At 59.7% G+C, this 22,818-nt stretch carries 17 protein-coding genes; 13 read left to right on the top strand and 4 right to left on the bottom strand.

All coding sequences use genetic code 11. The features are described 5' to 3' along the window. The first annotated feature begins 2 nt into the window (after window positions 1–2). Entirely contained in the window at window positions 3–941 is a 939-nt protein-coding gene (locus AB5Z20_RS04165; protein ID WP_368156377.1) for an FHA domain-containing protein, read from the top strand. A 479-nt stretch (window positions 942–1,420) separates the two neighbouring features. After that, entirely contained in the window at window positions 1,421–4,960 is a 3,540-nt protein-coding gene (gene nifJ, locus AB5Z20_RS04170; protein WP_346977128.1) for a pyruvate:ferredoxin (flavodoxin) oxidoreductase, read from the top strand. Window positions 4,961–5,330: 370 nt separating this feature from the next. On the opposite strand, the gene AB5Z20_RS04175 is transcribed toward nifJ, so the two are convergent. The 3 genes from AB5Z20_RS04175 to AB5Z20_RS04185 all read right to left on the bottom strand — a co-directional run bounded on the left by AB5Z20_RS04175 (window position 5,331) and on the right by AB5Z20_RS04185 (window position 7,877). Next, window positions 5,331–6,662: an ATP-binding protein gene (locus AB5Z20_RS04175; RefSeq protein ID WP_368156378.1), complete on the bottom strand. Its 1,332-nt coding sequence runs from the start codon at window positions 6,660–6,662 to the stop codon at window positions 5,331–5,333. Window positions 6,663–6,933: 271 nt separating this feature from the next. Then, a complete protein-coding gene (locus AB5Z20_RS04180) occupies window positions 6,934–7,458 on the bottom strand; it encodes a hypothetical protein (RefSeq protein WP_349089108.1) in 525 nt (174 codons plus the stop codon). 2 nt (window positions 7,459–7,460) lie between these two features. After that, window positions 7,461–7,877 carry a DUF3830 family protein gene (locus tag AB5Z20_RS04185; protein WP_368156380.1) on the bottom strand — a complete coding sequence of 139 codons (417 nt, stop codon included), beginning with the start codon at window positions 7,875–7,877 and terminating at the stop codon, window positions 7,461–7,463. A 602-nt stretch (window positions 7,878–8,479) separates the two neighbouring features. Between AB5Z20_RS04185 and arcC the strand changes: the two genes are divergently transcribed. Beyond that, window positions 8,480–9,442, top strand: coding sequence for a carbamate kinase (gene arcC / locus AB5Z20_RS04190; RefSeq protein ID WP_055310076.1), 963 nt, complete (start codon window positions 8,480–8,482; stop codon window positions 9,440–9,442). 134 nt (window positions 9,443–9,576) lie between these two features. Here arcC and AB5Z20_RS04195 read toward each other — a convergent pair whose 3' ends face one another. Then, complete coding sequence (locus AB5Z20_RS04195; protein ID WP_368156381.1) at window positions 9,577–10,407, bottom strand: C39 family peptidase; 831 nt, start codon at window positions 10,405–10,407, stop codon at window positions 9,577–9,579. 563 nt (window positions 10,408–10,970) lie between these two features. On the opposite strand from AB5Z20_RS04195, the gene AB5Z20_RS04200 reads away from it, so the two are divergent. The 10 genes from AB5Z20_RS04200 (at window position 10,971) to AB5Z20_RS04245 (ending at window position 22,554) form a co-directional block, all read left to right on the top strand. Further along, the gene (locus AB5Z20_RS04200; RefSeq protein WP_217750325.1) at window positions 10,971–12,422 is read left to right on the top strand and encodes an APC family permease; all 1,452 of its coding nucleotides are present in this window, start codon (window positions 10,971–10,973) and stop codon (window positions 12,420–12,422) included. Between the two features lie 131 nt (window positions 12,423–12,553). Next, complete coding sequence (locus AB5Z20_RS04205; RefSeq protein WP_368156382.1) at window positions 12,554–13,831, top strand: metal-dependent hydrolase family protein; 1,278 nt, start codon at window positions 12,554–12,556, stop codon at window positions 13,829–13,831. A gap of 112 nt (window positions 13,832–13,943) precedes the next feature. Continuing rightward, on the top strand, window positions 13,944–15,335 hold the full coding sequence (locus AB5Z20_RS04210) for a sensor histidine kinase (RefSeq protein ID WP_117786915.1): 1,392 nt from the start codon (window positions 13,944–13,946) through the stop codon (window positions 15,333–15,335). 35 nt (window positions 15,336–15,370) lie between these two features. Further along, entirely contained in the window at window positions 15,371–16,105 is a 735-nt protein-coding gene (locus tag AB5Z20_RS04215) for a LytR/AlgR family response regulator transcription factor (protein WP_055285284.1), read from the top strand. Window positions 16,106–16,197: 92 nt separating this feature from the next. Beyond that, entirely contained in the window at window positions 16,198–17,142 is a 945-nt protein-coding gene (locus tag AB5Z20_RS04220) for a zinc dependent phospholipase C family protein (protein ID WP_271746838.1), read from the top strand. Between the two features lie 101 nt (window positions 17,143–17,243). Next, a complete protein-coding gene (locus tag AB5Z20_RS04225) occupies window positions 17,244–18,503 on the top strand; it encodes an MFS transporter (protein WP_117646634.1) in 1,260 nt (419 codons plus the stop codon). Between the two features lie 171 nt (window positions 18,504–18,674). Beyond that, window positions 18,675–19,862, top strand: coding sequence for a glycosyltransferase (locus AB5Z20_RS04230; RefSeq protein ID WP_055285281.1), 1,188 nt, complete (start codon window positions 18,675–18,677; stop codon window positions 19,860–19,862). Next, complete coding sequence (locus AB5Z20_RS04235; protein ID WP_368156383.1) at window positions 19,859–21,202, top strand: histidine kinase; 1,344 nt, start codon at window positions 19,859–19,861, stop codon at window positions 21,200–21,202. Before AB5Z20_RS04230 ends, AB5Z20_RS04235 begins: the two co-directional genes overlap by 4 nt. A 72-nt stretch (window positions 21,203–21,274) precedes the next feature. Further along, window positions 21,275–21,991, top strand: a complete 717-nt coding sequence (locus AB5Z20_RS04240; protein ID WP_368156384.1) for a LytR/AlgR family response regulator transcription factor — start codon at window positions 21,275–21,277, stop codon at window positions 21,989–21,991. Window positions 21,992–22,086: 95 nt separating this feature from the next. After that, window positions 22,087–22,554: a YfcE family phosphodiesterase gene (locus AB5Z20_RS04245; RefSeq protein WP_118238183.1), complete on the top strand. Its 468-nt coding sequence runs from the start codon at window positions 22,087–22,089 to the stop codon at window positions 22,552–22,554. Window positions 22,555–22,818: the final 264 nt, after the last annotated feature.

A 22,818-nucleotide genomic window follows, 5' to 3' on the forward strand; every position in this document is an offset into this window, starting at 1 on the left:
CCATGGCTTCTCAAGCTGAGCTCACCCCGTGCGGGGCAATGTTTGACATCTTTAAGCGCGCAGCGCACCTGAGCCATATCGAACTGTGCGGCTTGGTGCTCTCGAGTCGCCCGCTCGCCGACGGCCGTAGTCCGCAGAGCCGTGCCGCCGATCGCTCCTGGGTTTCGCGCTTTATCGTGCGCGCGCCGGTCGGCACGCTGCAGGAACGTTATTTTGCCGATTACGGCACCTCGGCCGCGCGCATTATGTCGCAGCTGGCCCTGCGCCGTCGCAACCCCATGGACGCCGCGGCCGTGACCAATATGGTGTGCGGCCCCGCTGGCGAGCCCATGGTGCGGGCACTCGAGGAATGCCACCAGGACACGAATCTCTATCGCAATGCGCTCGAGCGCCTGTCGCAGGCGGCTGAACTCATGCCCGCCGAGCGCGCCGAGGCCATCCTGGTGCTGTTTGTCGCCGTGGGTTGCTCGGCAGATGTACGTTCGTCGGTGACCTATGCCATCGACTACGCTCATGCGACCTGTGGCGGCGCCACGTCGACGCCGCGCTCGCTGAGCACATCTTCGGTCGCGGGCGAGCACGAGGTCGCGCCGGCGCATCCGCTGGGACTGCTGCGCGTGCAAAACGGCTACGTGGTGAGCGCCCCGCGCTGGATCCAGCCGAGTGAGGAAGGCGTCGAGATCGGCGCACTGGCAACGGGGGAGGGCGACATCACCGACGTCGGCGACGACGTCTCGGCCCGCCATGCCCATATCTGGTGCGACGATTCTGGCACATGGTTTGTCGAGGACCTGGCGTCCACGAACGGCACCGTGGTGGTAAACGGGGCCACGAGTGTGTGTATTCAAGTAGAGCCTGGCCGCTCCGCCCAGCTCAGCCCCGGCGACGAGCTCAAACTCGGCGAATCCACCACCTACGCCATCCTCCTCGGCGCCCTCTAGCTCATCCCCCCAATGAGTTGCGGTGAAATAGGGACTGATTAAGGCCGTTAACGGCAAAAACAGTCCCTATTTCACCGCAACTGCTGTGGGGTTCCAGGGGACTGTGTCCGTCGGTGCCGGGCGCACAATAGTCACCCGAGGTAAACCTTTACCGCCCACCTATATTTGCCGAAATATGGCCTGACGGCGGGGTACAATAAACCCGCATGCGGATTTCCGTTGCGGGCGCTTCCCATCGCCGGGGCGTGCCCGGGAGCATCCGGCATGCGGTCTTTGCGGCGCTCGGTCATGTGCAAGACGGGTAGCTGGGCCTGTGGAGCGCGTGCAGCTCTCCTCGCCTCGGCATGCCTTCTCTCCACGCCATGTACCTGCCGCTGAGTCCGCCTGTCAGATGATCGGAAGCAACAACGAAAATCCCATCACGCCAACATCCCGGCGAGCGCCGGGGCCTGTATACCTATATGAGAGGAGAGGGGTATATGGCGCGTAAGTTTAAGTCTATGGACGGCAACGAGGCGGCCGCATATGTTTCGTATGCGTACACCGAGGTAGCGGGAATTTATCCCATTACGCCGTCCAGCCCGATGGCCGACCATGTCGACCAGTGGGCGGCCCAGGGTCGCAAGAACATCTTCGGCACCCCGGTCAAGGTCGTCGAGATGGAGTCCGAGGCAGGTGCAGCCGGTACCGTTCACGGTTCGCTGGGCGCCGGTGCTCTGACCACCACCTACACGGCTTCTCAGGGTCTGCTCCTGATGATCCCGAACATGTACAAGATCGCAGGAGAGCAGCTCCCGGGCGTTTTCCACGTCTCCGCGCGTTGCGTCGCTTCGCACGCCCTGAACATCTTCGGTGATCACTCCGACGTCATGGCCTGCCGTCAGACCGGCTTCGCCATGCTCGCCGAGGGCAACGTCCAGGAGGTCATGGATCTCTCGCCGGTGGCTCACCTTGCCGCCATCGAGGGCAAGACCCCGTTCCTTAACTTCTTCGACGGCTTCCGCACTAGCCACGAGATCCAGAAGGTCGCCATGTGGGACTACAAGGATCTTGCCGAGATGTGCGACATGGACGCCGTCCAGGCTTTCCGCGACCACGCGCTCAACCCTGAGCACCCGCACACCCGCGGCAGCCACGAGAACGGTGACATCTTCTTCCAGAACCGCGAGGCCTGCAACAAGGTCTACGACGAGCTTCCCGCCGTCGTCGAGGGCTACATGAAGAAGATCAACGAGAAGCTCGGCACCGATTACGGCCTATTCAACTACTACGGCGCTCCCGATGCCGATCGTGTCGTCGTGTGCATGGGCTCCTTCTGCGACGTGCTCGAGGAAGTCATCGACTACCTCAACGCTCACGGCGAGAAGGTCGGCCTGGTCAAGGTCCGCCTGTTCCGTCCGTTCTCCATCAAGCACTTTGTCGACGTTCTCCCCGAGACCGTCAAGAAGATTGCAGTTATGGACCGCACCAAGGAGCCGGGTTCCATCGGCGAGCCGCTCTACCAGGACGTCGTCTCCGCTCTCTACGAGGCCGGCAAGACGGGCATCAAGGTCGTCGGCGGCCGTTACGGCCTGGGCAGCAAGGACACGCCTCCCGCGTCCGCGTTCGCTGTCTTCGAGGAGCTCAAGAAGGACGAGCCCAAGCGCGAGTTCACCATCGGCATCGTCGATGACGTGACCAACCTGAGCCTGCCCGAGGCCGAGGATGCGCCCAACACCGCAGCCCCCGGCACCATCGAGTGCAAGTTCTGGGGTCTGGGTGGCGACGGTACCGTCGGCGCCAACAAGAACTCGATTAAGATCATCGGCGACCACACCGACAAGTACGTTCAGGCCTACTTCCAGTACGACTCCAAGAAGACCGGCGGCGTCACCGTCTCGCACCTGCGCTTTGGTGATTCCCCGATCCGTTCGCCGTACTACGTGACCAAGGCCGACTTTGTCGCTTGCCACAACCCCAGCTACATCGTTAAGGGCTTCAAGATGGTCCGCGACGTCAAGCCGGGCGGCACCTTCCTGGTCAACTGCCAGTGGAGCGACGAGGAGTTCGCCGAGCACATGCCCGCCGTGGCCAAGCGCTACATCGCGAACAACAACGTCAACGTCTACCTGATCGACGCTATCGACCTGGCCGCCAAGGTCGGCATGGGCAAGCGCACCAACACGGTGCTCCAGTCCGCCTTCTTCGCGCTGGCCAAGGTCCTGCCCGCCGAGGACGCCCTGCAGTACATGAAGGACGCGGCTACCAAGTCCTACATGAAGAAGGGCCAGGCCATCGTCGACGCCAACCACAAGGCCATCGATGCCGGCGCTACCGCCTTCCGTAAGTTCGAGGTTCCGGCCGACTGGGCTACCGCCGAGGATGCCGCTCCCGTCGAGCTCTCCGAGGAGACCAAGTCCGCCATCGCCCAGCAGGTCAAGAACCTGCTCGAGCCCATCGATCGCATGGATGGCGACAGCCTGCCTGTTTCCGCCTTCGTCGATTGTGCCGACGGCCAGTTTGAGCTGGGCGCCTCTGCATACGAGAAGCGCGGCGTCGCCGTGGTCGTTCCTCACTGGGACGAGACCAAGTGCATCCAGTGCAACCAGTGCGCCTATGTGTGCCCGCATGCCACCATCCGTCCGTTCGCGATGACCGAGGACGAGGCTGCCGCCGCGCCCGAGGCTACCCGCACGCTCGACGCCATGGGCCCCAAGGCCAAGGGCATGAAGTTCACCATGGCCGTGTCCCCGCTCGACTGCATGGGCTGCACCAACTGCGTCAAGGTCTGCCCCAAGGGCGCCCTCGAGATGGTTCCCACCGAGCAGGAGATGGATCAGCAGCCCGTTTGGGACTATATGGTCGAGAACGTCTCCGAGAAGAAGGAGCTCATCGCGGCCAACGTCAAGGGCAGCCAGTTTAAGCAGCCCTACCTGGAGTTCTCCGGCTCCTGCGCCGGCTGCGCCGAGACCGCCTATGCACGTCTGGTGACCCAGGTCGCCGGCGACCGCATGTTCATCTCCAACGCCACCGGCTGCTCCTCCATTTGGGGCAACCCCGCTGCCACCGCTCCTTACTGCAAGGACAAGGACGGTCACGGCCCGGCGTGGAACAACTCCCTGTTCGAGGACAATGCCGAGCACGGTCTGGGCATGGCCGTCGGTTACGAGGCCGTCCAGAAGAAGCTGATCGCCGCTACCCAGGACATCATCGCTGCCGATGGTCCGTCCGATGAGCTCAAGGCTGCCGGCCAGGCTTGGATCGACTCTGTCAACGACGCTGAGGCCTCCAAGACCGCTGCCGCTGCCTACGTTGCCGAGCTCGAGAAGTGCGGCTGCGACGCTTCCAAGGCGATTCTCGCCGACAAGGCTTACCTCACCAAGAAGTCCTTCTGGATCTTCGGCGGCGACGGCTGGGCCTACGACATCGGCTTCGGTGGCCTGGACCACGTCCTGGCTTCCGGCCACAACGTCAACGTCTTCGTCTTCGACACCGAGGTTTACTCCAACACCGGTGGTCAGGCCTCTAAGGCCTCGAACCTGGGCCAGGTCGCTCAGTTCGCCGCTGCCGGTAAGGTGACCAAGAAGAAGTCTCTGGCCGAGATTGCCATGAGCTATGGCTACGTCTACGTGGCGCAGGTCGCCATGGGCGCCAACCCGGCTCAGACCCTCAAGGCCATTCACGAGGCCGAGGCCTACGACGGCCCGTCCCTCATCATCGGCTACAGCCCCTGCGAGATGCACTCCATCAAGAAGGGCGGCATGCAGAACTGCCAGGCCGAGATGAAGAAGGCTGTCGAGTGCGGTTACTGGAACCTCTTCCGCTTCAACCCCGAGGCTGCTGCCGGCAAGAAGTTCTCGCTCGATTCCAAGGAGCCCGCGGGCGGTTATCAGGAGTTCCTGATGAACGAGGCCCGTTACGCTTCGCTGACGCGTTCCTTCCCCGAGCGCGCCGAGGAGCTCTTCAAGGAGAACGAGCAGGCCGCTATGGACCGCTATGCTCACCTGCTGAAGCTCAAGACGGTGTACAACGAGGCCTAGGTCTCCCACCGCAGGATCTGAGGGCTGACCTTCGCGGACGTCCTCGGACATGAAAGAACCCCCGCTGTGCACTACGTGCGGCGGGGGTTCTTTCGTCCTGCGGAGTGTCCGCGAAGGTCAGCCCTCAGATCCTGCTACGACTACGTCCTTGGATTGTGTGGCTGAATGAAGGACGTGGTTGGTGGGGCCTTTTGTCCCGGTCGCTGTTTCGCGGCTTTGCCGCGAAAGGCGCGTTGCTTTGGGGATGGATGGGGGGCGGGGTTGTTGCGGCTTCTTATCCCTTTGCTTTTTCGCGGCTTTGCCGCGAAACGCGCAGCACCTTGGGAAATGCATTGATGCGTGGACGGGGCTGGATTGCAGATTCAAATGGCTAGAGAGATATGGGCGCGAACGAGAAATCGTTATTGGGGTCATCCTTTTCCATAAACTCATCGAGACAAAACGTCATGTAGATTGGAACGTACAGAACCTTGCCCTCTTTGCTGAGATTCTCGTGGCTTAGTACAACGGCCTCGGGAATTTTGTACTCGCCCACACTCATCAGACGATCGAGGGCCGCGTGCGCTCGAACTTTCTTGCCCGATTTGACCTCGATTGGGACAACATGACCGTGGACGCCTTCGATCACAAAGTCAACTTCACCGACCTCACGCGTTTGGTAGTACCATGCATCCGCCCCGAGGGCAACGAGTTCCTGCGCGACCACGTTCTCATAGAGACCACCAAGGTTGGGAGTTTTCATATCAAGATAGACAGCGCGTGCAGTGCTGCCAGGGTATCGCGATGCGAGCATGCCTGTATCAGACTCGTATAGTTTGAAGGCTGTCGTTTTCTCCGTCCTCTTGAGAGGACTCCGTGGCTCCGTCACCCTGGCGACCATCAATCCAACACCTGCGTTAACAAGCCACAGGAAATCCTGCTCATATTTTTTAAGGCGAGCTCCCTCACCCAGAGACGAAACAACAAAGCGATGAGACTCCGCCTCAAGCTGAACGGGAATTTGCTCAAAAATCGACCGAACGTTAAACGCGCGAGTCGATGCATATTTTGAGATATCGCTTTTGTACTGATCGACCAGCTGAGTTTGAAGCTCACGTGTGCTTACGAGCGAATAACCCGAATCAATATAGTTCTGAACGACCTCCGGCATACCGCTGCAAACGATATAAGCTCTATAGTTCTTGAGCATCGCCTCATGAATATAGTTTTCGACAGGATGTTTCTCGACAAGGCAGCTGCGAATGCCTGCAAGCACATTCTCGCTGACGCTGTTTGCCCAACAAAACTCTTCAAAATCCATCGGGCGCATAACAATGTGCTCTACATACCCCACCGGAAAAGAAGAGATCCCCTTAAACTCAGTCCCAAGCATAGACCCCGAGAAGACATAGCTAAAGCGCCCATCCTCGACCAACGCCTTCATGAGTGTAACGATCTGCGGATACTCCTGAATCTCATCGACAAAGACAAGCGTATCGCCCTCAACAAGCGGCGCATCCGCAAGAAGGGCTACGCGGTTGATAAAGTCAACGGAGTTCTTTGCGCCAACAAGTGCATTCCTTGCTTCGACATCGAGTAGTAAATTGACCTCAAAATACGACGCGTAGTTGCTTTTTCCAAACGCGCGAATCGCATAGCTCTTGCCAATCTGACGCGCACCAGTAACGAGTAATGCCTTATTGGAGTTATTCTTCCAGCTCAAAAGCCTATCAGTGACCTTACGGCGTAGCATTAAACCCCCAAATGACAAAAATTAACAGATAGAATCGCCTAAAATCATACAAAAATTGGCAGATAATAATGTCGTAAATATACAAAAATTGGGAGATAGCAAAGGTTCGAATAGGCCTCAAAGCCACTGAAACAGTGCTCTACTTTGCGAAGGGGCTGGGGACGCTGTTGGGTGCGTCTCCAGCCCTCTGATTCTTACTTTGGATCCCGATGGTGGGGTGTTGTCGGTGCTGCTTGCTTGGTTACCTTGTCTCGCCGCTCTCTGTGCGTAGGCGGTAGCCGTGGACGAGGTCGCTAATGGCCGGCCAGGGAATCTGGCGGTCGACCCAAAATTGGAGCTGGACCAGATAGCGCTCGGTGGCGCGGGTGAGGGCTGCAAACTGTTCGTGAGTCTCTACCTGGGCGTAGAGGTCGCGGCTGTGGGCGAGGATTGCCGTGGTGTCATCCATTTTGCCGGTGACGTCGAAGGCGCCCGAGAACCAGTCGCACAGGCGTGCGGCACTGTTTTTGATCGTTGCGAGGTCGGCGGTGCCGTCGTTGGCGTTTTCGTTGGCCTGGGCTCGCAGGAGGGAGAGGGCGTCGGCGGCGTTCATGCAGTAACCGACGGTGAAGTTCCAGACGGCGAATTCGCGGCCGGTGTCGAGTTTGCGGCGGCGCATGTAGTCGATGTCACGCGGTTCCTCGAGCATCATTTGATCGGCGAGGGCCTCAAGTGCAGTGGTGTACTCGGCAAGGTCGAGCGTGAGCAGATTGTTGATATCCATCATCTTTAGGCCTCCGTTTCGATCTCGACGATTTCGTTTTTAATGTACATGCCCTGGTTGTCCCAGACATTGCGGCAGGCGGCGGCAAAACGCTCGCGGTCGGCTTCGCAGATGCGGGCGAACATGTTGCAGGTGCCAAAGGGCTCGCACACGTCAAAGAAGATGCAGATTGACGACCATCCGCCATACCAGCTCACGGCGCCCGCTGGCTCGTGAAAGACGGGGTTCTCGATGTGCTCGTAATTGGCGATGGGGCCCGAGACAGGATAGGTTACCTCGGCATCGCAGGTCTTGGCCGAAAAGATACGTGACTCGACTGGACAGGATGATTCGAACAGCTTGCATGCCTCGGGAGCCTTGTCCCAGAGCATGTCGGCGAGAAACGTCTCGCCATTTAGCGTGATCTTGAGCATTTTTGTCATAGTAAGGACCTCCTCAATCCGTCGCTCAAGGGGTTCGCTGGCGGATAAGGAGAAGACAGCAGCGGGGTCGCCGAACCCAAACTTCACGACAGATCTCTGTCGCCCCAGCCCGCGCTGTTCTTCGCTAAAGTACCATGCAGCAATTGCGCGCGCAATATCAGTTTTTGATTTTCTGGAAGCGGCAATCGACGAGACGGCTCGCCGGCTGCCGGCCGACGCGCGGTATGGGCGCTCGTCTATTCCTTAAGTTGGATGAAAAACGCCATGTTATTGCAGGGCTGCATACTCGTCCAATAAGTGCATAGAATCTCGTATAGTGCGAGTAAGATATTACGCTGCCTGTTTTGTGTTTAGCAAAGATACAGTTTGCATAATCTGGTCTAATCCCTGCTCTATTAAAATAAAGTCGCACGTAAATGGCGTAAACATATCTGAGCTGGGGTTCTGTACGCTGAGCGGATAAAAACGACCGTTCACCGTTCAACTATTTTCAAAATGAATAAAATGAGCGATAAAGAGAATATAAACCTTAATAAACTCGCGTATTGCACGGACGCGGGTTATTAATGGGTTGTAGGCCTTTTACAGAAAGGATTCCAGCAATGTCTAAGCCTCTTGGCAAGCCCGATCGTATTGTCGTCGCCCTTGGCGGCAACGCCCTCGGCAACAACCCCGTTGAGCAGATCGAGGCCGTGAGCAACACCGCTCACGCCCTTCTCGGCCTGATTGAGCAGGGTAACGAAATCATCATCACCCACGGCAACGGTCCGCAGGTCGGCATGATCCAGAACGCCTTCGCCGCCGCCCACGACGCCATCGGCACCCCCGAGATGCCGCTGCCCGAGTGCGGCGCCATGTCCCAGGGCTACATCGGCTATCACCTGCAGCAGGGCATTGGCCGCGAGATGCACAAGCGCTATAAGCGTTGGCACGCCGCAACCGTCGTCACCCAGATCGAGTGCGACCCCGACGATCCCGCGTTCAAGAACCCGACCAAGCCGATCGGCCCCTTCTACACCGAGGAGCAGGCCAAGGAGTTCATGGCCGAGGACCCCTCCAAGGTCTTCGTCGAGGATTCCGGCCGCGGCTGGCGTCGCGTCGTCGCCTCCCCCGATCCCAAGAAGATCGTCGAGGCCGACTCCATCCTCAACCTGCTCGACAACGAGTTCATCGTCATCGCCTGCGGTGGCGGCGGCATCCCCGTCGTCCGCGACTACGAGAACAAGGGCTGCTACAAGGGCGTTCCCGCCGTCATCGACAAGGACCTGGGCGGCGAGCTGCTGGCCGAGGACTGCGATGCCGACGTCCTGTTCCTGCTGACCGCCGTCGAGCATGTCGCCATCAACTTTGGCAAGCCCAACCAGGAGGAGCTCGAGGACATCACCGCCGACGAGGCCGAGCGCCTGGCCGACGAGGGCCAGTTCGGCAAGGGCTCCATGGAGCCCAAGGTCCGCGCCGCCATCAAGTTCGCCCGTTCCCGCAAGGGCCGCACCTGCATCATCGGCGCCCTGGACAAGGCCGCCGAGACCATGGCCGGCCTCTCCGGTACCCGCATCCACGAGTAGTCTCTACTCTGTTGCATCTCTCGTGGGCGCCAGGCAAAGCGTCCACAAACTAGCCTCTCTTCATGAGCCCCGCAGTCCGCTCCGACTGCGGGGCTTTTGCTATTCACCTAGTCATTGGGGACGATCTTAAATGACTAGTAGTAGGCCCACATGGCTTCGATTTCATTGAGGACTTCTACGACGCCCCAGCGGCGGGCACTGCGGCTTTGCGAGTTGGGGTCGTAGACTCCCACTTGATCGGCATCGTCGATGCCCCAGAGCACGATATAGTGTCCAACGCTGGTAAAGGTGCCGGGACGAACCGATGCGATGATGGGCGCGCCCGAGCGCAGCGCCTGGGTGATGGAGCTGCGATCGATATGGAGTTCCGTTCCGTCAAGGCCCAGCCGCCATGCGCCGCTCGTCATAAACGACCACTCGGTGGCGCCGGTGGGCGCATAGTTGCCCGCCTCGGAAAGAGCGCACATATCGACCGGCGTCATATTGGTGTGGCCGGTCTTATAGATGTAGACCATGGTAAGACAGGTAGGGCCGCAGGCATTTTGGCGGATGGTGCCGCCGGCGTAAGGCAGCTCCGACCACGCAGGGTCGATCTGATAGATATGGGGCATCGTGCCGGCTTGCCATTGCGAGCGTGGGGTCGAAAAGGCGAAAGAATAACCGGGCGCGACGGGGGCCTTGAGCAGCTTGTCCTCGGCGGTGGGCTCGAGACCGGCCGACCCGTGGGACATACAGGAGCTCATAAGCACAAAGACCAGACAGGTAAGGATAGAGCACAGTGCGAGGCGAAGTCGACGAGCCGGCAGGGCGGGGGCATTCGCGTGCGATGTCGAGCGGTAGGGCTTGCCGTCGCGTCCGCCTTGGGGATGCGAAAAGAAGCGGTTGATATGGATGCCGGGCTGACGTGCGCCGTTACGGCGCAGTTGCGGAACCTCGGCCTGACGCTGTCGAGTGCGCGCGCCCAAGCGGCTATCTTGCTGCGCGCTTGTGGCCGTACTCGGACGGTCGCTCTGCCGTGCTCTGCTTGTCTGCTGCCGAGACGAAGGTCTGGGTTGCTCTTGAGGGCGTTGCGGATTGCTGCTCGTGGCCCTTCTGGGCGTCGGCGTGGTACGGCCAGCAAGGCGAACACTTTGTCGCCGTTGATCACCGTCGTTGTATCCGTATGCCATTCGTACCGCCTTGTCTCATGTATAACCTGTCTATCCTACAAAAAAGATGTGCAACAAAGGGGTCTGCGCGTCAAAAGCTCGGTAAACGGTACGAAAGGCGCAAAACACACGGCCTCAAAAACATCTCTATATGCGTCCGATGAGCGTACGCCCGTCGGGCGGGCGGCAACAATGGGCTGCAAACTGTGCCGTTCGTCCCAAAAATGGCGCCGCTCGTTTTGCAGTTCTGCCATCGGTCGAGCTACAAGCGGCGCTGCTGTGCCAAGGCCGTATCTTAAAGCCACGGAATAAAAGCGCGCGGCAAAACGGACCGCGCAAGGGGTGACGCCAAGGGCGTCAAAAAGGAAAGGAGGGGAACAATGGCGGACAAGAACGCAGAAGTTGCAGTCGAGGATAACGGCGGCATGAAGAAAACGCTTTCGCTCTGGAACTTCTTCACCATCGGTTTCGGTGCCATCATCGGTACCGGTTGGGTTCTGCAGGTCGGCGACTGGATGGTCGTGGGCGGCGGTCCCGTTCCCGCTATGATCGCATTCCTCTTGGGTGCAATCTTCCTCGTGCCCGTCGGAGCTGTTTTCGGTGAGCTCACGGCTGCTATCCCCATCTCGGGTGGCATCGTCGAGTATGTCGATCGTAGCTTTGGCCGTACGCTGAGCTACATTACCGGATGGCTTTTGGCTCTGGGCAACGGCATCCTGTGCCCGTGGGAGGCCATCGCCATTTCGACCCTCGTGTCCGAGATGTTCGGCAGCCTGCCCGGCCTTGAGTGGCTGCGCGCCGTCAAGCTCTACACCATCCTGGGGGCCGACGTCTACCTGTTCCCGACGCTGATCGCGCTCGGCTTTGCAGTCTACGTCATCTTCCTCAACTTCCGCGGTGCCAGCTCGGCCGCCAAGCTCCAGGCCTTCCTGACCAAGGCCCTGCTCTGCGGCATGCTGCTCGCCATGGGCGTCTCGCTGTTCACCGGCTCGCCGGACAACGCCATGCCCGTGTTCTCCCAGGTCGCCGGCGCTGGTGGCGGTAAGGCCGCTACCGAGAGCACCAGCCTGTTCGCCGGCATCGTGTCGGTCCTGGTTCTGACTCCGTTCTTCTACGCTGGCTTCGACACCATTCCCCAGCAGGCTGAGGAAGCAGCCGAGGGCCTCAACTGGAACAAGTTCGGCAAGATCATCTCCCTGGCCCTGCTGGCCGCCGGCGGTTTCTACATGGTCTGCATCTACTCGTTCGGTACCATCCTCGACTGGCATGAGTTCGTTAAGAGCCCGGTTCCCGCGCTTGCCTGTCTCAAGGGCATCAACATGCTCCTGTACCTGGCCATGCTCGTCATCGCCACGCTTGGACCCATGGGCCCGATGAACTCCTTCTATGGCGCTACGAGCCGCATCATGCTCGCCATGGGCCGCAAGGGCCAGCTGCCCGAGAAGTTCGCCGAGGTCGACCCCAAGTCCGGCGCTCCCAAGCTCGCCTGCGTTGTTCTGGGCGTCATCACCGTCGTCGGTCCGTTCCTGGGCAAGAACATGCTCATCCCTCTGACCAACGTGTCGGCTCTCGCCTTCATCTTCTCCTGCGGCATGGTCGCCCTCGCCTGCCTGCGCATGCGCTTCACCGAGCCCGACCTGCCTCGTCCCTACGAGGTGCCCGGTGGCAAGTTTGGCATCTCCCTCGCTATCGCTGCCTGCGCCATCATCATCGGCCTGCTCGTGATTCCGTTCTCTCCCGCCTCCCTCAACATGGTGGAGTGGAGCATCGTGATCGGCTGGTTGGCTATTGGCCTGGCCCTCATGGCTTTCACCAATTCCCGCAAAAAGTAACGCCGAGCCGGGGCGGATCAGGTGCGCGGGCCCCTCTCTTCCGCGCACCGAACCCGGCGCCACTTGGGTAGCTTTGTGAGGCCTTAACCCAACACGGCCTCGCCCACTATATGGATCCATAAGGAGGAACCATGTCCACTAAGTATGCAATCGTTGGCGGCAAGCTCATCGACGGTACCGGTGCCGAGCCGGTCGAGAACTCCCTCGTTCTCGTCGACGACAACGGCAAGATCGAGTACGCCGGTGCTATGCAGGACCTTCCCGAGGGCGTTGAGGTTATCGACGCCGCCGGCAAGACTGTCCTTCCCGGCCTGATCGACACCCACCTGCATTTCTCGGGCAACCTGACCGACGATGACACCGACTGGGTCATGCAGCCGCTCCTCGAGAAGCAGGCCGTCGCCGTCAAGCAGGCCTACGACTGCCTCACCCACGGCCTCACCACCGTCTGCGAGATCGGCCGCTTTGGTATCCAAATCCGTGACTGCATCGACAAGGGCGTCTTCAAGGGCCCGCGCGTTCTGGCCACCGGCCTTGGCTTCTGCCGCGTTGCCGGCCACGGCGACTCTCACCACTGCAGCCAGGAGCTCAACAAGGAATCGCACCCCTGGGGCGATCAGGTCGACGGTCCTTGGGATCTGCGCAAGGCCGTCCGTCGTCGCCTGCGCGAGAACCCCGATGCCATCAAGATCTGGGCTACCGGTGGCGGCATCTGGCGCTGGGATTCCGGCCGCGACCAGCACTACTGCTCCGAGGAGATTCAGGCCGTGGTCGAAGAGGCCAAGATGGTCGGCATCCCCGTATGGAGCCACTGCTACAACAACCACGCCGCTGCCTACGATTCCGTTCGCTTTGGCTGCGAGCAGCTGATTCACGGCTTCGATATCGATGAGCGCACCATGGACCTCATGGCCGAGCAGGGCACCTTCTTCACCCCGACGATCGCCTTCCTGCCCACCTGGTACGCCACCTATCCGCCCGTCTACGTCCCCGAGCTGCACGACAAGTACGAGGGCACCCTGGTCGAGAAGGAGCTGCAGCGCAACTACGACTGCCTGCGCGAGGCCAAGAAGCGCGGCGTCATCATGACGATCGGCTCCGACTCCTTCTCCTTCGTCACCCCGTACGGCACCTGCTCCATCGAGGAGATGTACGAGTTCGTCGACAAGATCGGCTTCACCCCGGTCGAGACCATCACCTGTGCCACTCTCAACGGTGCCAAGATGTGCCACATCGAGGACGAGACCGGTTCCATCGAGGCCGGCAAGTGCGCCGACCTGCTGGTCGTCAACGGTGACGTCGCCGCCGACATCCACGTGCTCAACACCGACAACATGGACGTCATCATGAAGGACGGCTGGATTGTCGAGGGCGGCACCTTCGGCGAGGCAAACAAGTACAGCGCCTAAGCTACCGTTCATCGATGGCTTGATGTAAAACACAGTATTTGATTGCATAATGCAATGGAGAGGGTCGCTTGCGGCCCTCTTTATTGCTTTGGGGTGCGTCAGTAAGAAGGAGATGACGGTGGATCTCAATAGGCTGATTCTGGGCAAGAGCTACAACTCTACCAAGGTCTTTCGTACCGCTCAGCATGTGGTTCAAGCCATCTTGCTCGGTATTGTCGTTCCGCTGCTTATCCTGCTGCTCATCTGGGATCTAACCGATAATCCCAATCCCGTTCCGGCCGTTGTCGTCATTGCCGGCTTGGTCATGCTGTGCTTCTTCTTCTCGTACGTCTTTGTCGTTCCCGACGACCTCACATCGAGCGCAACCGACCGCACGCTCGCCATCGCTTCAAAAATATTCGCCTACACGTCGCGCGGCCTTACGCCCGAAGCTGCCCTGGGCGCCTCTAAGATCATCCTGTCCGAAACTATCGCCTCTGCCATCTGCTTTACCGACGGCAAGCAGGTGTTGGCAAGCTGGGGCGAGGACTCGGCAAAATGCCCCGCGGGCACCCCGGTGGTGCTGCGGACTACGCTCAACGTGATCAACAGCGGTGAGCAAAGCGTGTTCTCGCGCGATGCCTCGACCGAGACGGGTGGCTACTTTCCGCGCCTGCGCGCCGGTATTGTCGCACCGCTTACCGTGCGCGGGCATTGCGTGGGCACGCTCGAGCTGTATTATCCCCGTCTGAGCAGCATCGATATGCGCCAGACGGCGCTTGCCTCGGGCTTTGCCGACCTCATTTCCACGCAGCTTGCGAGCTTTGAGCTCGAGCGCCAGGACGAGCTCACGGCCCGCGTTGAGCTTCGTGCCTTGCAATCGCAGGTCGATCCTCATTTTCTGTTTAACACCATCAGCACCATCGTGTCGCTCGTTCGAACCGAGCCCGACAAGGCGCGATCGCTGCTGATCGACTTCTCCAACTACTATCGTCAGACGCTTTCTGATTCCGATACGCTCACCACGCTCGAGCACGAGGTGGAACAGGGTACTCGTTATATCAATCTTATGCAGGCCCGGTATGGCGACGGCCGTTTGCGCGTCTCGGTCGATATCGACTTTGAAGTGCGCGATTGCATGGTGCCGCCGTTTATCTTGCAGCCGTTGCTCGAAAACTGCATCAAACACGCGCAGCGCGAGACCGAGCCGCTTTCTATTCATGTTAGGGCTTTCGAGACCGATGACGGTTTGGAGATCATCGTCGAGGACGATGGCATCGGTATGAGCGAAGAGGTCTGCGCGCATCTGTTTGAGCAGCATCGCTTGGAGGAGCCCGAGAGCATTACCGCCGACGGCTCCGTCAAGCGAGGTTGCGGCCTGGCGCTCTTCAACGTGCTTCAGCGCATCCATTTCTTTTACGGAGAAGATTCTGGCATGCGCGTGAAGTCCCAGGAGGGCGTTGGCACGCAGGTCATCGTCGAGCTGAACGGCGAGCCGCATGAGCCGGCGCCGTTGACGGCGTAGCACTCGAGTGTATTGAGGAGAGAGAGGAAGCGCACATGTCCGAGGGTTGGAACATCCTGGTAGTTGATGACGAGCCTCCCATTAGGGCTGAGTTACGCTATCTGTTGGAAAAGGATACGCGTGTGGGCCAGATTGCCGAGGCGGGCAATGTCACCGAAGCCGTGGAGTCGATTCTGTCGAACAAGCCCGACGTGTTGTTTTTAGACATTACCATGCCCGGTCGCTCGGGAATTGAGCTTGCCGAGACGCTGCAGAACCTAAAGACGCCGCCGGTGGTTGTGTTTGTGACGGCGTTTGCCGAATTTGCCGCCGATGCGTATAACCTCGATGCGGTCGACTATGTCGTCAAGCCGGTCGAGGACGCACGCCTGTCAAAGGCACTCGACAAGATCGAGGCAGCCTTGGGTGCCCGTCGTGTTATCCATGCTCCGCGCCAGCCTTTGCGTCTGACGGTGGACCGCGGGGGCAAAAAGGTGTTCATTCCCGCCGCAGACGTCTGCTACTTTGAGGCGCGCGCCGATTTTTGCAACGCCATCTGCGCCGAGGGAACGTACCTGATCAATGAGTCGATCTCTTCGCTCGAGCGTCGCTTGGACTCCGAGGGCTTTATTCGCGTTCATCGCAGCTACCTGGTCAATTTGGAAGACGTGCACAATGTTGAGATTGGCTCCACGGGGTTGATGGAGCTCAGGCTCGACCGCGTGAACTCGACGGTACCGGTGTCCCGTCGTCGTGCCGCCGAGGTCAAGTCGCACCTGGGGCTTGCGTAGACGGTCTGCATGCCGTCGTTTACCATCGCAGGTTTGGCATGGGTGCGCGGTGGGCATAATGGGTGGCATCGAATGAAATCGAAAGGATCATTATGCCCGCGCTTATCACCCATCATCTGTTTGGCGAGGAAAGCATCGACCGTCTTCCGCAGGGCGTCATCACGTCCGATGAAGAGCGCATTGCCTTTATCTTGGGCAACCAAGGCCCCGACCCGTTTTTCTTTCACATTCTGACACCGCGTGTTTCCGACTGCACGCTGCTAGCGCAGGTCATGCATCGGTCGCGCATGTCTCGCCAGTTCGCGTGCCTGCGCGACGGCGTGTCGCATCTGCTGCCGCGCGACGCCAGCTTGGGTCGCGCTTTTGCGCTGGGCCTGCTGTCTCATTACGTGCTCGACCGCAACGCCCATCCCTTTGTCTATGAGCAGCAGTTTGGCATCGTGGAATCCGACTCAGAGCTTGAGGATTCGAGCAGTCAGGTTCATGCCGTGATCGAGAGCGACCTGGATGTACTGATGCTGCAGCTTAAACGCGCCGGCGCTACGGTCGACGATTACCCGCCGGCGGGCGAGATCGTCACCACCGATCGCATCAATCGCGTGGCCGGCGTGCTGATGAGCTATGTTGCCGGACGCGTGTACGGCATTGACATTCCGGCGGGGGAGTACGGTGCTGCCGTTGCCAATATGCAGCGACTTTACCGCGCGATTGAGCCGGCCGGCTCCGTAAAGACGCGCGCGATCTCGCTGGTTGAGGGCTTGGTGCACGACTACTCGCTGCTCGACGGCCTTGCCCATCGCGTGACGACGGAGCTGCCCGAGCGCACCGGCAACCTGGGCCATCTGACATGGAAGAATCCCTTTACCGACGAGGTCTCGAACGAGAGTTTCCCCGAGGTCTTTGATCGCGCGCTGGTCGATTACGAGTGCACGGTCGCACGTTTTATCGAGACCGGTGACATGGATGCCGTGACCAGTCACGTCAACTACAGCGGTCGCGTGCTCGAAGCCGATGAGGAGTTCGACCGCGAGGAATAGGGCCCGTGCGTGCCCCTTTGCCGAATCCTTACCGGCGGTTCTGGACAATTGGGGTACGATGAACTAACTGCATATCGGGCGAATACGAAGGGTCCCTGTCCATGAAATACACCAAGCTCGAGCGTAACTGGGTTATGTATGATGTGGGCAACTCGGCGCTCGTGCTGCTCAATACCTCGGTGGTGCCCATCTACTTCAATGCAATCAATACCGGCGCTTCCTCGGCCGACCTCGTGGTCGCCTGGGGTAACGCGCAGACGATCGCCTCGTTGGTTATTGCCATGCTCATGCCCATTCTGGGCGCGCTTGCCGACTACGCCGGCAACAAGATCAAGTTCTTCTTGGGCTTCTTCCTCACGGGCCTGGTTCTTTGCCTGGCGCAGGCTATCCCAATGTCCGCCATGGCATTTTTGACCGTGTACGTGCTGTGCACCATCGGCCTTAACTCTTCTATGACGTTCTACGACGCCATGCTGCCCGACATTACCACCGACGAGCGCATGGACGCCGTGTCCAGCTCGGGCTATGCCTGGGGCTACATCGGTTCCACCGTGCCGTTCGTCATCTGCCTGGCGCTCATCATGGGTGGCCCCGCTCTTGGCGTCCCTACCATGCTGGCAACGCGTCTGTCGTTTATCATCACCGGTGCCTGGTGGCTCATCTTTACCCTGCCGCTCATTCGCACCTATAAGCAAAAGTACGGTCGCGAGCGCGGTCCCGAGGACACCATCGGCCACATCGTGGGCGGTGTGTTCTCCGAGGTCGGACACACCATGCGCGAGATCGCCCACAACAAGACCGTGCTGGTCTACATGATCGCGTTCTTCTTCTATATCGACGGTGTGCACACGGTCATTTCCATGGCCACCAGTTACGGATCGGCCTTGGGCATCGATTCGACGCAGCTAGTGCTGGCGCTGCTCGTCACGCAGTTCGTGGCCTTTCCGTCCGCCATCATCTACGGCAAGCTCGCCGGCCGCGTGGGCACGCTCAACATGATCTTGGTGGCAGTTGCCGCCTATATGGGCATTGTGCTGTTCGCCGCGTTCTTCCTAAAGACCGCCTTTGAATTCTGGGTGCTTGCCATTATGGTCGGCCTGTTCCAGGGCGGCGTGCAGGCGCTCAGCCGTAGCTACTTTGGCCGCATTATCCCCAAGGAAAAATCCAACGAGTACTACGGCTTCTTTGACATCTTTGGTCGTTATGCAAGCGTTATGGGCACCTTCCTGGTGTCGGTCGTCACCTCGCTGACCGGCAACCCGTCGCTGGGCGTCCTTTCCATTGGCGTGCTGCTGGTCGTTGGCTTTATGCTGCTGGTCCGCCTGTCCCGCATGACTCGGGCGGCAGAGCATGCCGCATAGGAGCGAGCGGCTATTGTGCCTGTCCACGGTACTCTTTTGGGGTTATCCGCAATAAACATTGCGACTTGCGAGCAATGATTTGCCCAAGTGGGTATGATGGAATCAGCTAGGTCGCGGGGCGTCGCCTGTGTTTGGCGGCGTCCCGTTTTTGTGTTGCAGGGAGGGTAAGGCATGAACGCCACAGTCGTGATTCCAACGTATTGGGCGGGCGATGACGCTTGCGCAAACGCCCCTGGCACCTATGACCATTCGACGCGACTCAACGCCGACAATCCCGAACTCGACCGCTGCCTGGCCTCGCTTGAGCAGGTACGTGACATCCCGCGCATCATCCTTTTGGTGGTCTGTCCCGTTTCTGCCACAGCCGATGTGTCGCTGCGCGTGCACGAGATTGTCGACGCGCATCCCACGCTCAAGGTCACCGTTGTCACCAACACCCAGGCCTCGCGCATTGCAGACCGGGTTGCTCAGATCGCGCCCAAGGGTTCGGGCGAGTGCGTGAGCCTGCGAGGCTACGGTGCCATCCGCAACATGGGGCTAGCCTGTGCCGCTGTGCTGGGGCATGACGCGGTTATCTTTTTGGATGACGATGAGACTGTCATCGACGCCGACTTTATGAAGCGCGCGACCTATGCGTTGGGGCAGCAGACACGTCAGGGCTTGCCGATCTTGGTCAAGAGCGGCTATTTCTACGATCGCGACGGCTCGCCGCTGGCTCCCACGGACAAGGCGGGCATCTGCCATCGTTGGTGGACCAAGCGCATCGAGTTCAACCGTTGGATGAAAAAGGCGCTCTCGGGCACCCGCATCTCGCGCTCCAACTACGTGTGCGGCGGCCTGATGGCCCTGCACGCCCGCGCCTTTACGCGTGTGGCCTTTGACCCGTTTATCACCCGCGGCGAGGACTTGGATTACCTCTTTAACATGCGCATGTTTGGCTACGACGTGTGGTTCGATAACGAGTGGACCGTGCGTCATCTGCCTCCGGAGTCCGAAAAGCGCTCACCGCGCTTTATGCAGGATGTATACCGTTGGTACTACGAACGGGCAAAGTTGACATTCGCCGCGCATCAAAAGGAGCTCATTCCCGTTACGGCGGCATCGCTCATGCCCTACCCGGGCCCGTGGATTTCGCGCGAGCTCGACGACCGCGTGCGCAAGACCGCTATGGTCCGCAGCGTGTTTACCCGCGAGCATGAGGGCTACCTGCGCATCTGGCGCCATGGTATCGACGAGGCAAAGGCCTATGCGCGCCAAAACGCTGCAAGCTACCTGCGTTTCCAGAGCTTTTGGCCCAAGATCATGGACGGGCTTTGGCGTGACGCACAACTGATCAGTATCCTGGAGGGGGCCGAATGATCGACCGCCGCGCCCAGCGCGATAGTTCAATATCAATCTTTCGCATCATTGCCGTTGCCTGCGCCATTTGCGTGCTGGTGTACTTTATTTTTGCCTTGGTGACCGGTATCGAGCCGATCGCCACGGTGATTGCCTGCGCGCTGCTGTGCATCTTTCTGTGCATCTTTATCTTTTTGACGCTCAATCCCGATTCGGTGCGCTCCCAGTACACCGAGGAGACGCTCTCGGTGGCCTCGGCCATGCTCGAGGACATTAAGGGCGGTCTGACGCAGGAGTCGGCGCGTTTGGTGTGCCGGCGCATTTTGCCCGAGACGCGCGCCATGACGGTGGCCATCACCGACGAGGGCAACGTGTTGGCCTGCGCGGGCGAGTTTGAGGAAAAACTACTGCCAGATTCTCCCATCCACACGCTTGCCACACGCTACGTTATCGAACATGGCATCGTGCAGTCGTTCAACCGTATGGTGGATGTCGTGGGCTCGGATGGCTCGCACAACCAAGTCCCCGCCGGCATTATCGCCCCCATCAAGGTGGGCGATCGTACCGTCGGCACGCTCAAGTTCTACTACAAGACCCCGCGCGCCGTCGACCGTACCCAGTACGCGCTTGCCTCGGGCTTTGCCGAGATCCTGTCCACGCAGCTCGCCATCCACGAGCTCGAGGTGCAAAAGGAACTCACAGCGCGCGCCGAGGTGCGTGCGCTGCAGGCGCAGATTAACCCACACTTCCTGTTCAACACGCTGAACACCATTGCATCGTTTACGCGCACCGACCCGCTGCGGGCCCGCGAACTGCTTCGTGAGTTCTCATCGTTCTATCGTGCCACGCTCGACAACTCGGGATCGCTTATTCCGGTCTCGCGCGAGGTTGCACAGACCAAGCGCTACCTTACCTTTGAGAAGGCCCGCTTTGGCGAGGACCGCGTGCTTGCGACGTTCGATGTGTCCGAGGACGTGGAAGATACGCTGGTGCCGGCGTTCGTGATCCAGCCGATTGTCGAGAACGCCGTGCGTCATGGTATGGGCGATGACGACGCCCTGAGGATCGACGTGACCGTCCATCAAGACGGCGACGACGCAATCCTGATTGCCGTGGCCGATAATGGCGTGGGCATGGATGAGGGTACCGCCGCCAGACTGTTTGACGAGCGCTCTGCCCGTCCCGACGCCAGCTCTCCCCAGGGTGGCGGCGCCGGTGTGGCCATGCACAATATTTCGGAGCGCATCCATCGCTTTTATGGGCCGCACTCCTATACGCGTGTCGAATCGGCGCCGGGCAAGGGCACCAAAGTGCTCCTTCATCTTGATTTGTCAGAGAGCATCTTTGACATTCAAGAGTAAAATAAAAGGCTACGGGCTCAACGTCATGCGACGGATGCCCGGCGTAGTTAGTTGACGAAAGGTTTTATCCCTATGCTGCGTGCGATGATTGTGGATGATGAGGCGCCGGCTCGCTCGGAGCTTCGCTTCCTGCTCGAGCAAACGGGCAAGATCGGCACGATCACGGAGGCGTCGAGCGTCCGCTCCGCCATCGAGATGCTTATGGAAAGTCGCGTGGATGTCGTGTTTCTCGATATCTCGATGCCCGGTGCCTCGGGCCTGCAACTTGCCGAGGCGCTGCATAAGCTCAAAAATCCGCCGGCGATCATGTTTGTGACCGCGTATAGCGATCATGCCGTCGAGGCGTTCGACGTAGATGCCGTCGATTACCTAATGAAGCCGGTCGAGGAGGCACGCCTGGATCGCGCGATCGAGAAGGTCATGCAACGCACCAAGCCGGTTACGGACAGCAAGGTGACCATCGAGCGTATCCCGGTGGAAAAGGGCGGCCGCAAGGTGCTCATTCCCGTGGACGACATTCGCTTTATCATGGCCAAGGACGATTACTCCTGCATCTATACCGTCGATGATCGCTTTTTGTCGACGACCTCGCTGGCGCAGTTTGAGGCCAAGCTCTGCGACTTTGGCTTCTTCCGTGTTCACCGCCGCTATATCGTCAACTTGGCGTGCGTCACGGATGTGGAGACGGTGCCCTCGGGCGCCATCCAGCTGGGCATTACGGGCGTCGACGAACGCGTGCCGGTTTCGCGCCGCCGCGTCGTGCCGCTTAAGAAGGCCCTGAGTCTCTAGCACACTGGCCCCGCAGCCCTGTAGACCTATCGTCTGCGGAGCCGTGGGGCCTTTTTGTATGTATCTGCCGAATCGTTTTTTGCGGAAGGGATCCCATGAACAGTGCAAGCGCCAAGCGCATCGACATCATCTCGGACACCCACGGCTATCTTTCGCCCGCGCTTCTGGACGAGCTCAAGGGCGCAGATCTGATCATCCACGCCGGAGACCTCACTTCAGAGATGGATTACGAGCATCTATGCACCATCGCCCCCGTGCGAGCGGTCCTAGGAAACAACGACTACTACCGCGACTACGGCCCGGATGTAGACCGTCTGGCTATCTTCACCTACGAAGGCCTCAAATTCGCCGTAGCCCATTACCGCGAAGACCTTCCGGTGGGATCCGTAGACGTAGCCATCAACGGTCACACCCACGTAACCAAAGAAGCCCAAGTGGGCCGTTGTTTAGTCCTCAACCCGGGCAGCGCCAGCTACCCCAGAGGCACCCGAGGCCCCACCATGGCCAGAATGCTCGTCAAGGACGGCAAGATCCTGAGCACCAAATTTATTGACCTAGAGTAGGTGCAACAAAAACGGGGGATGCAGATCGCATCTCCCGTTTTTCTTTGAGCAAAAGGCAGAGTCCCAACAAGAACCTAAGACAACCCCGCCACGGAGAACGGGGCCGCCGAGCCGCGAAGCGGCGAGCAGCAAGAACTGATTGAACGTAGTGACGGCAGGGAGGGTCTCCGGGGCCGGCTGGCGCGGGTTAAGTTTGTCGCGAGTTCCGCACGCAAAGGAAAGCACTTAATGTGCTTTCCGTCTTGCGCAGGACTGTAGAGCAGC

This window comes from Collinsella aerofaciens, from assembly GCF_040910245.1.
In the GTDB taxonomy this organism is placed as follows: Bacteria; Actinomycetota; Coriobacteriia; order Coriobacteriales; family Coriobacteriaceae; genus Collinsella.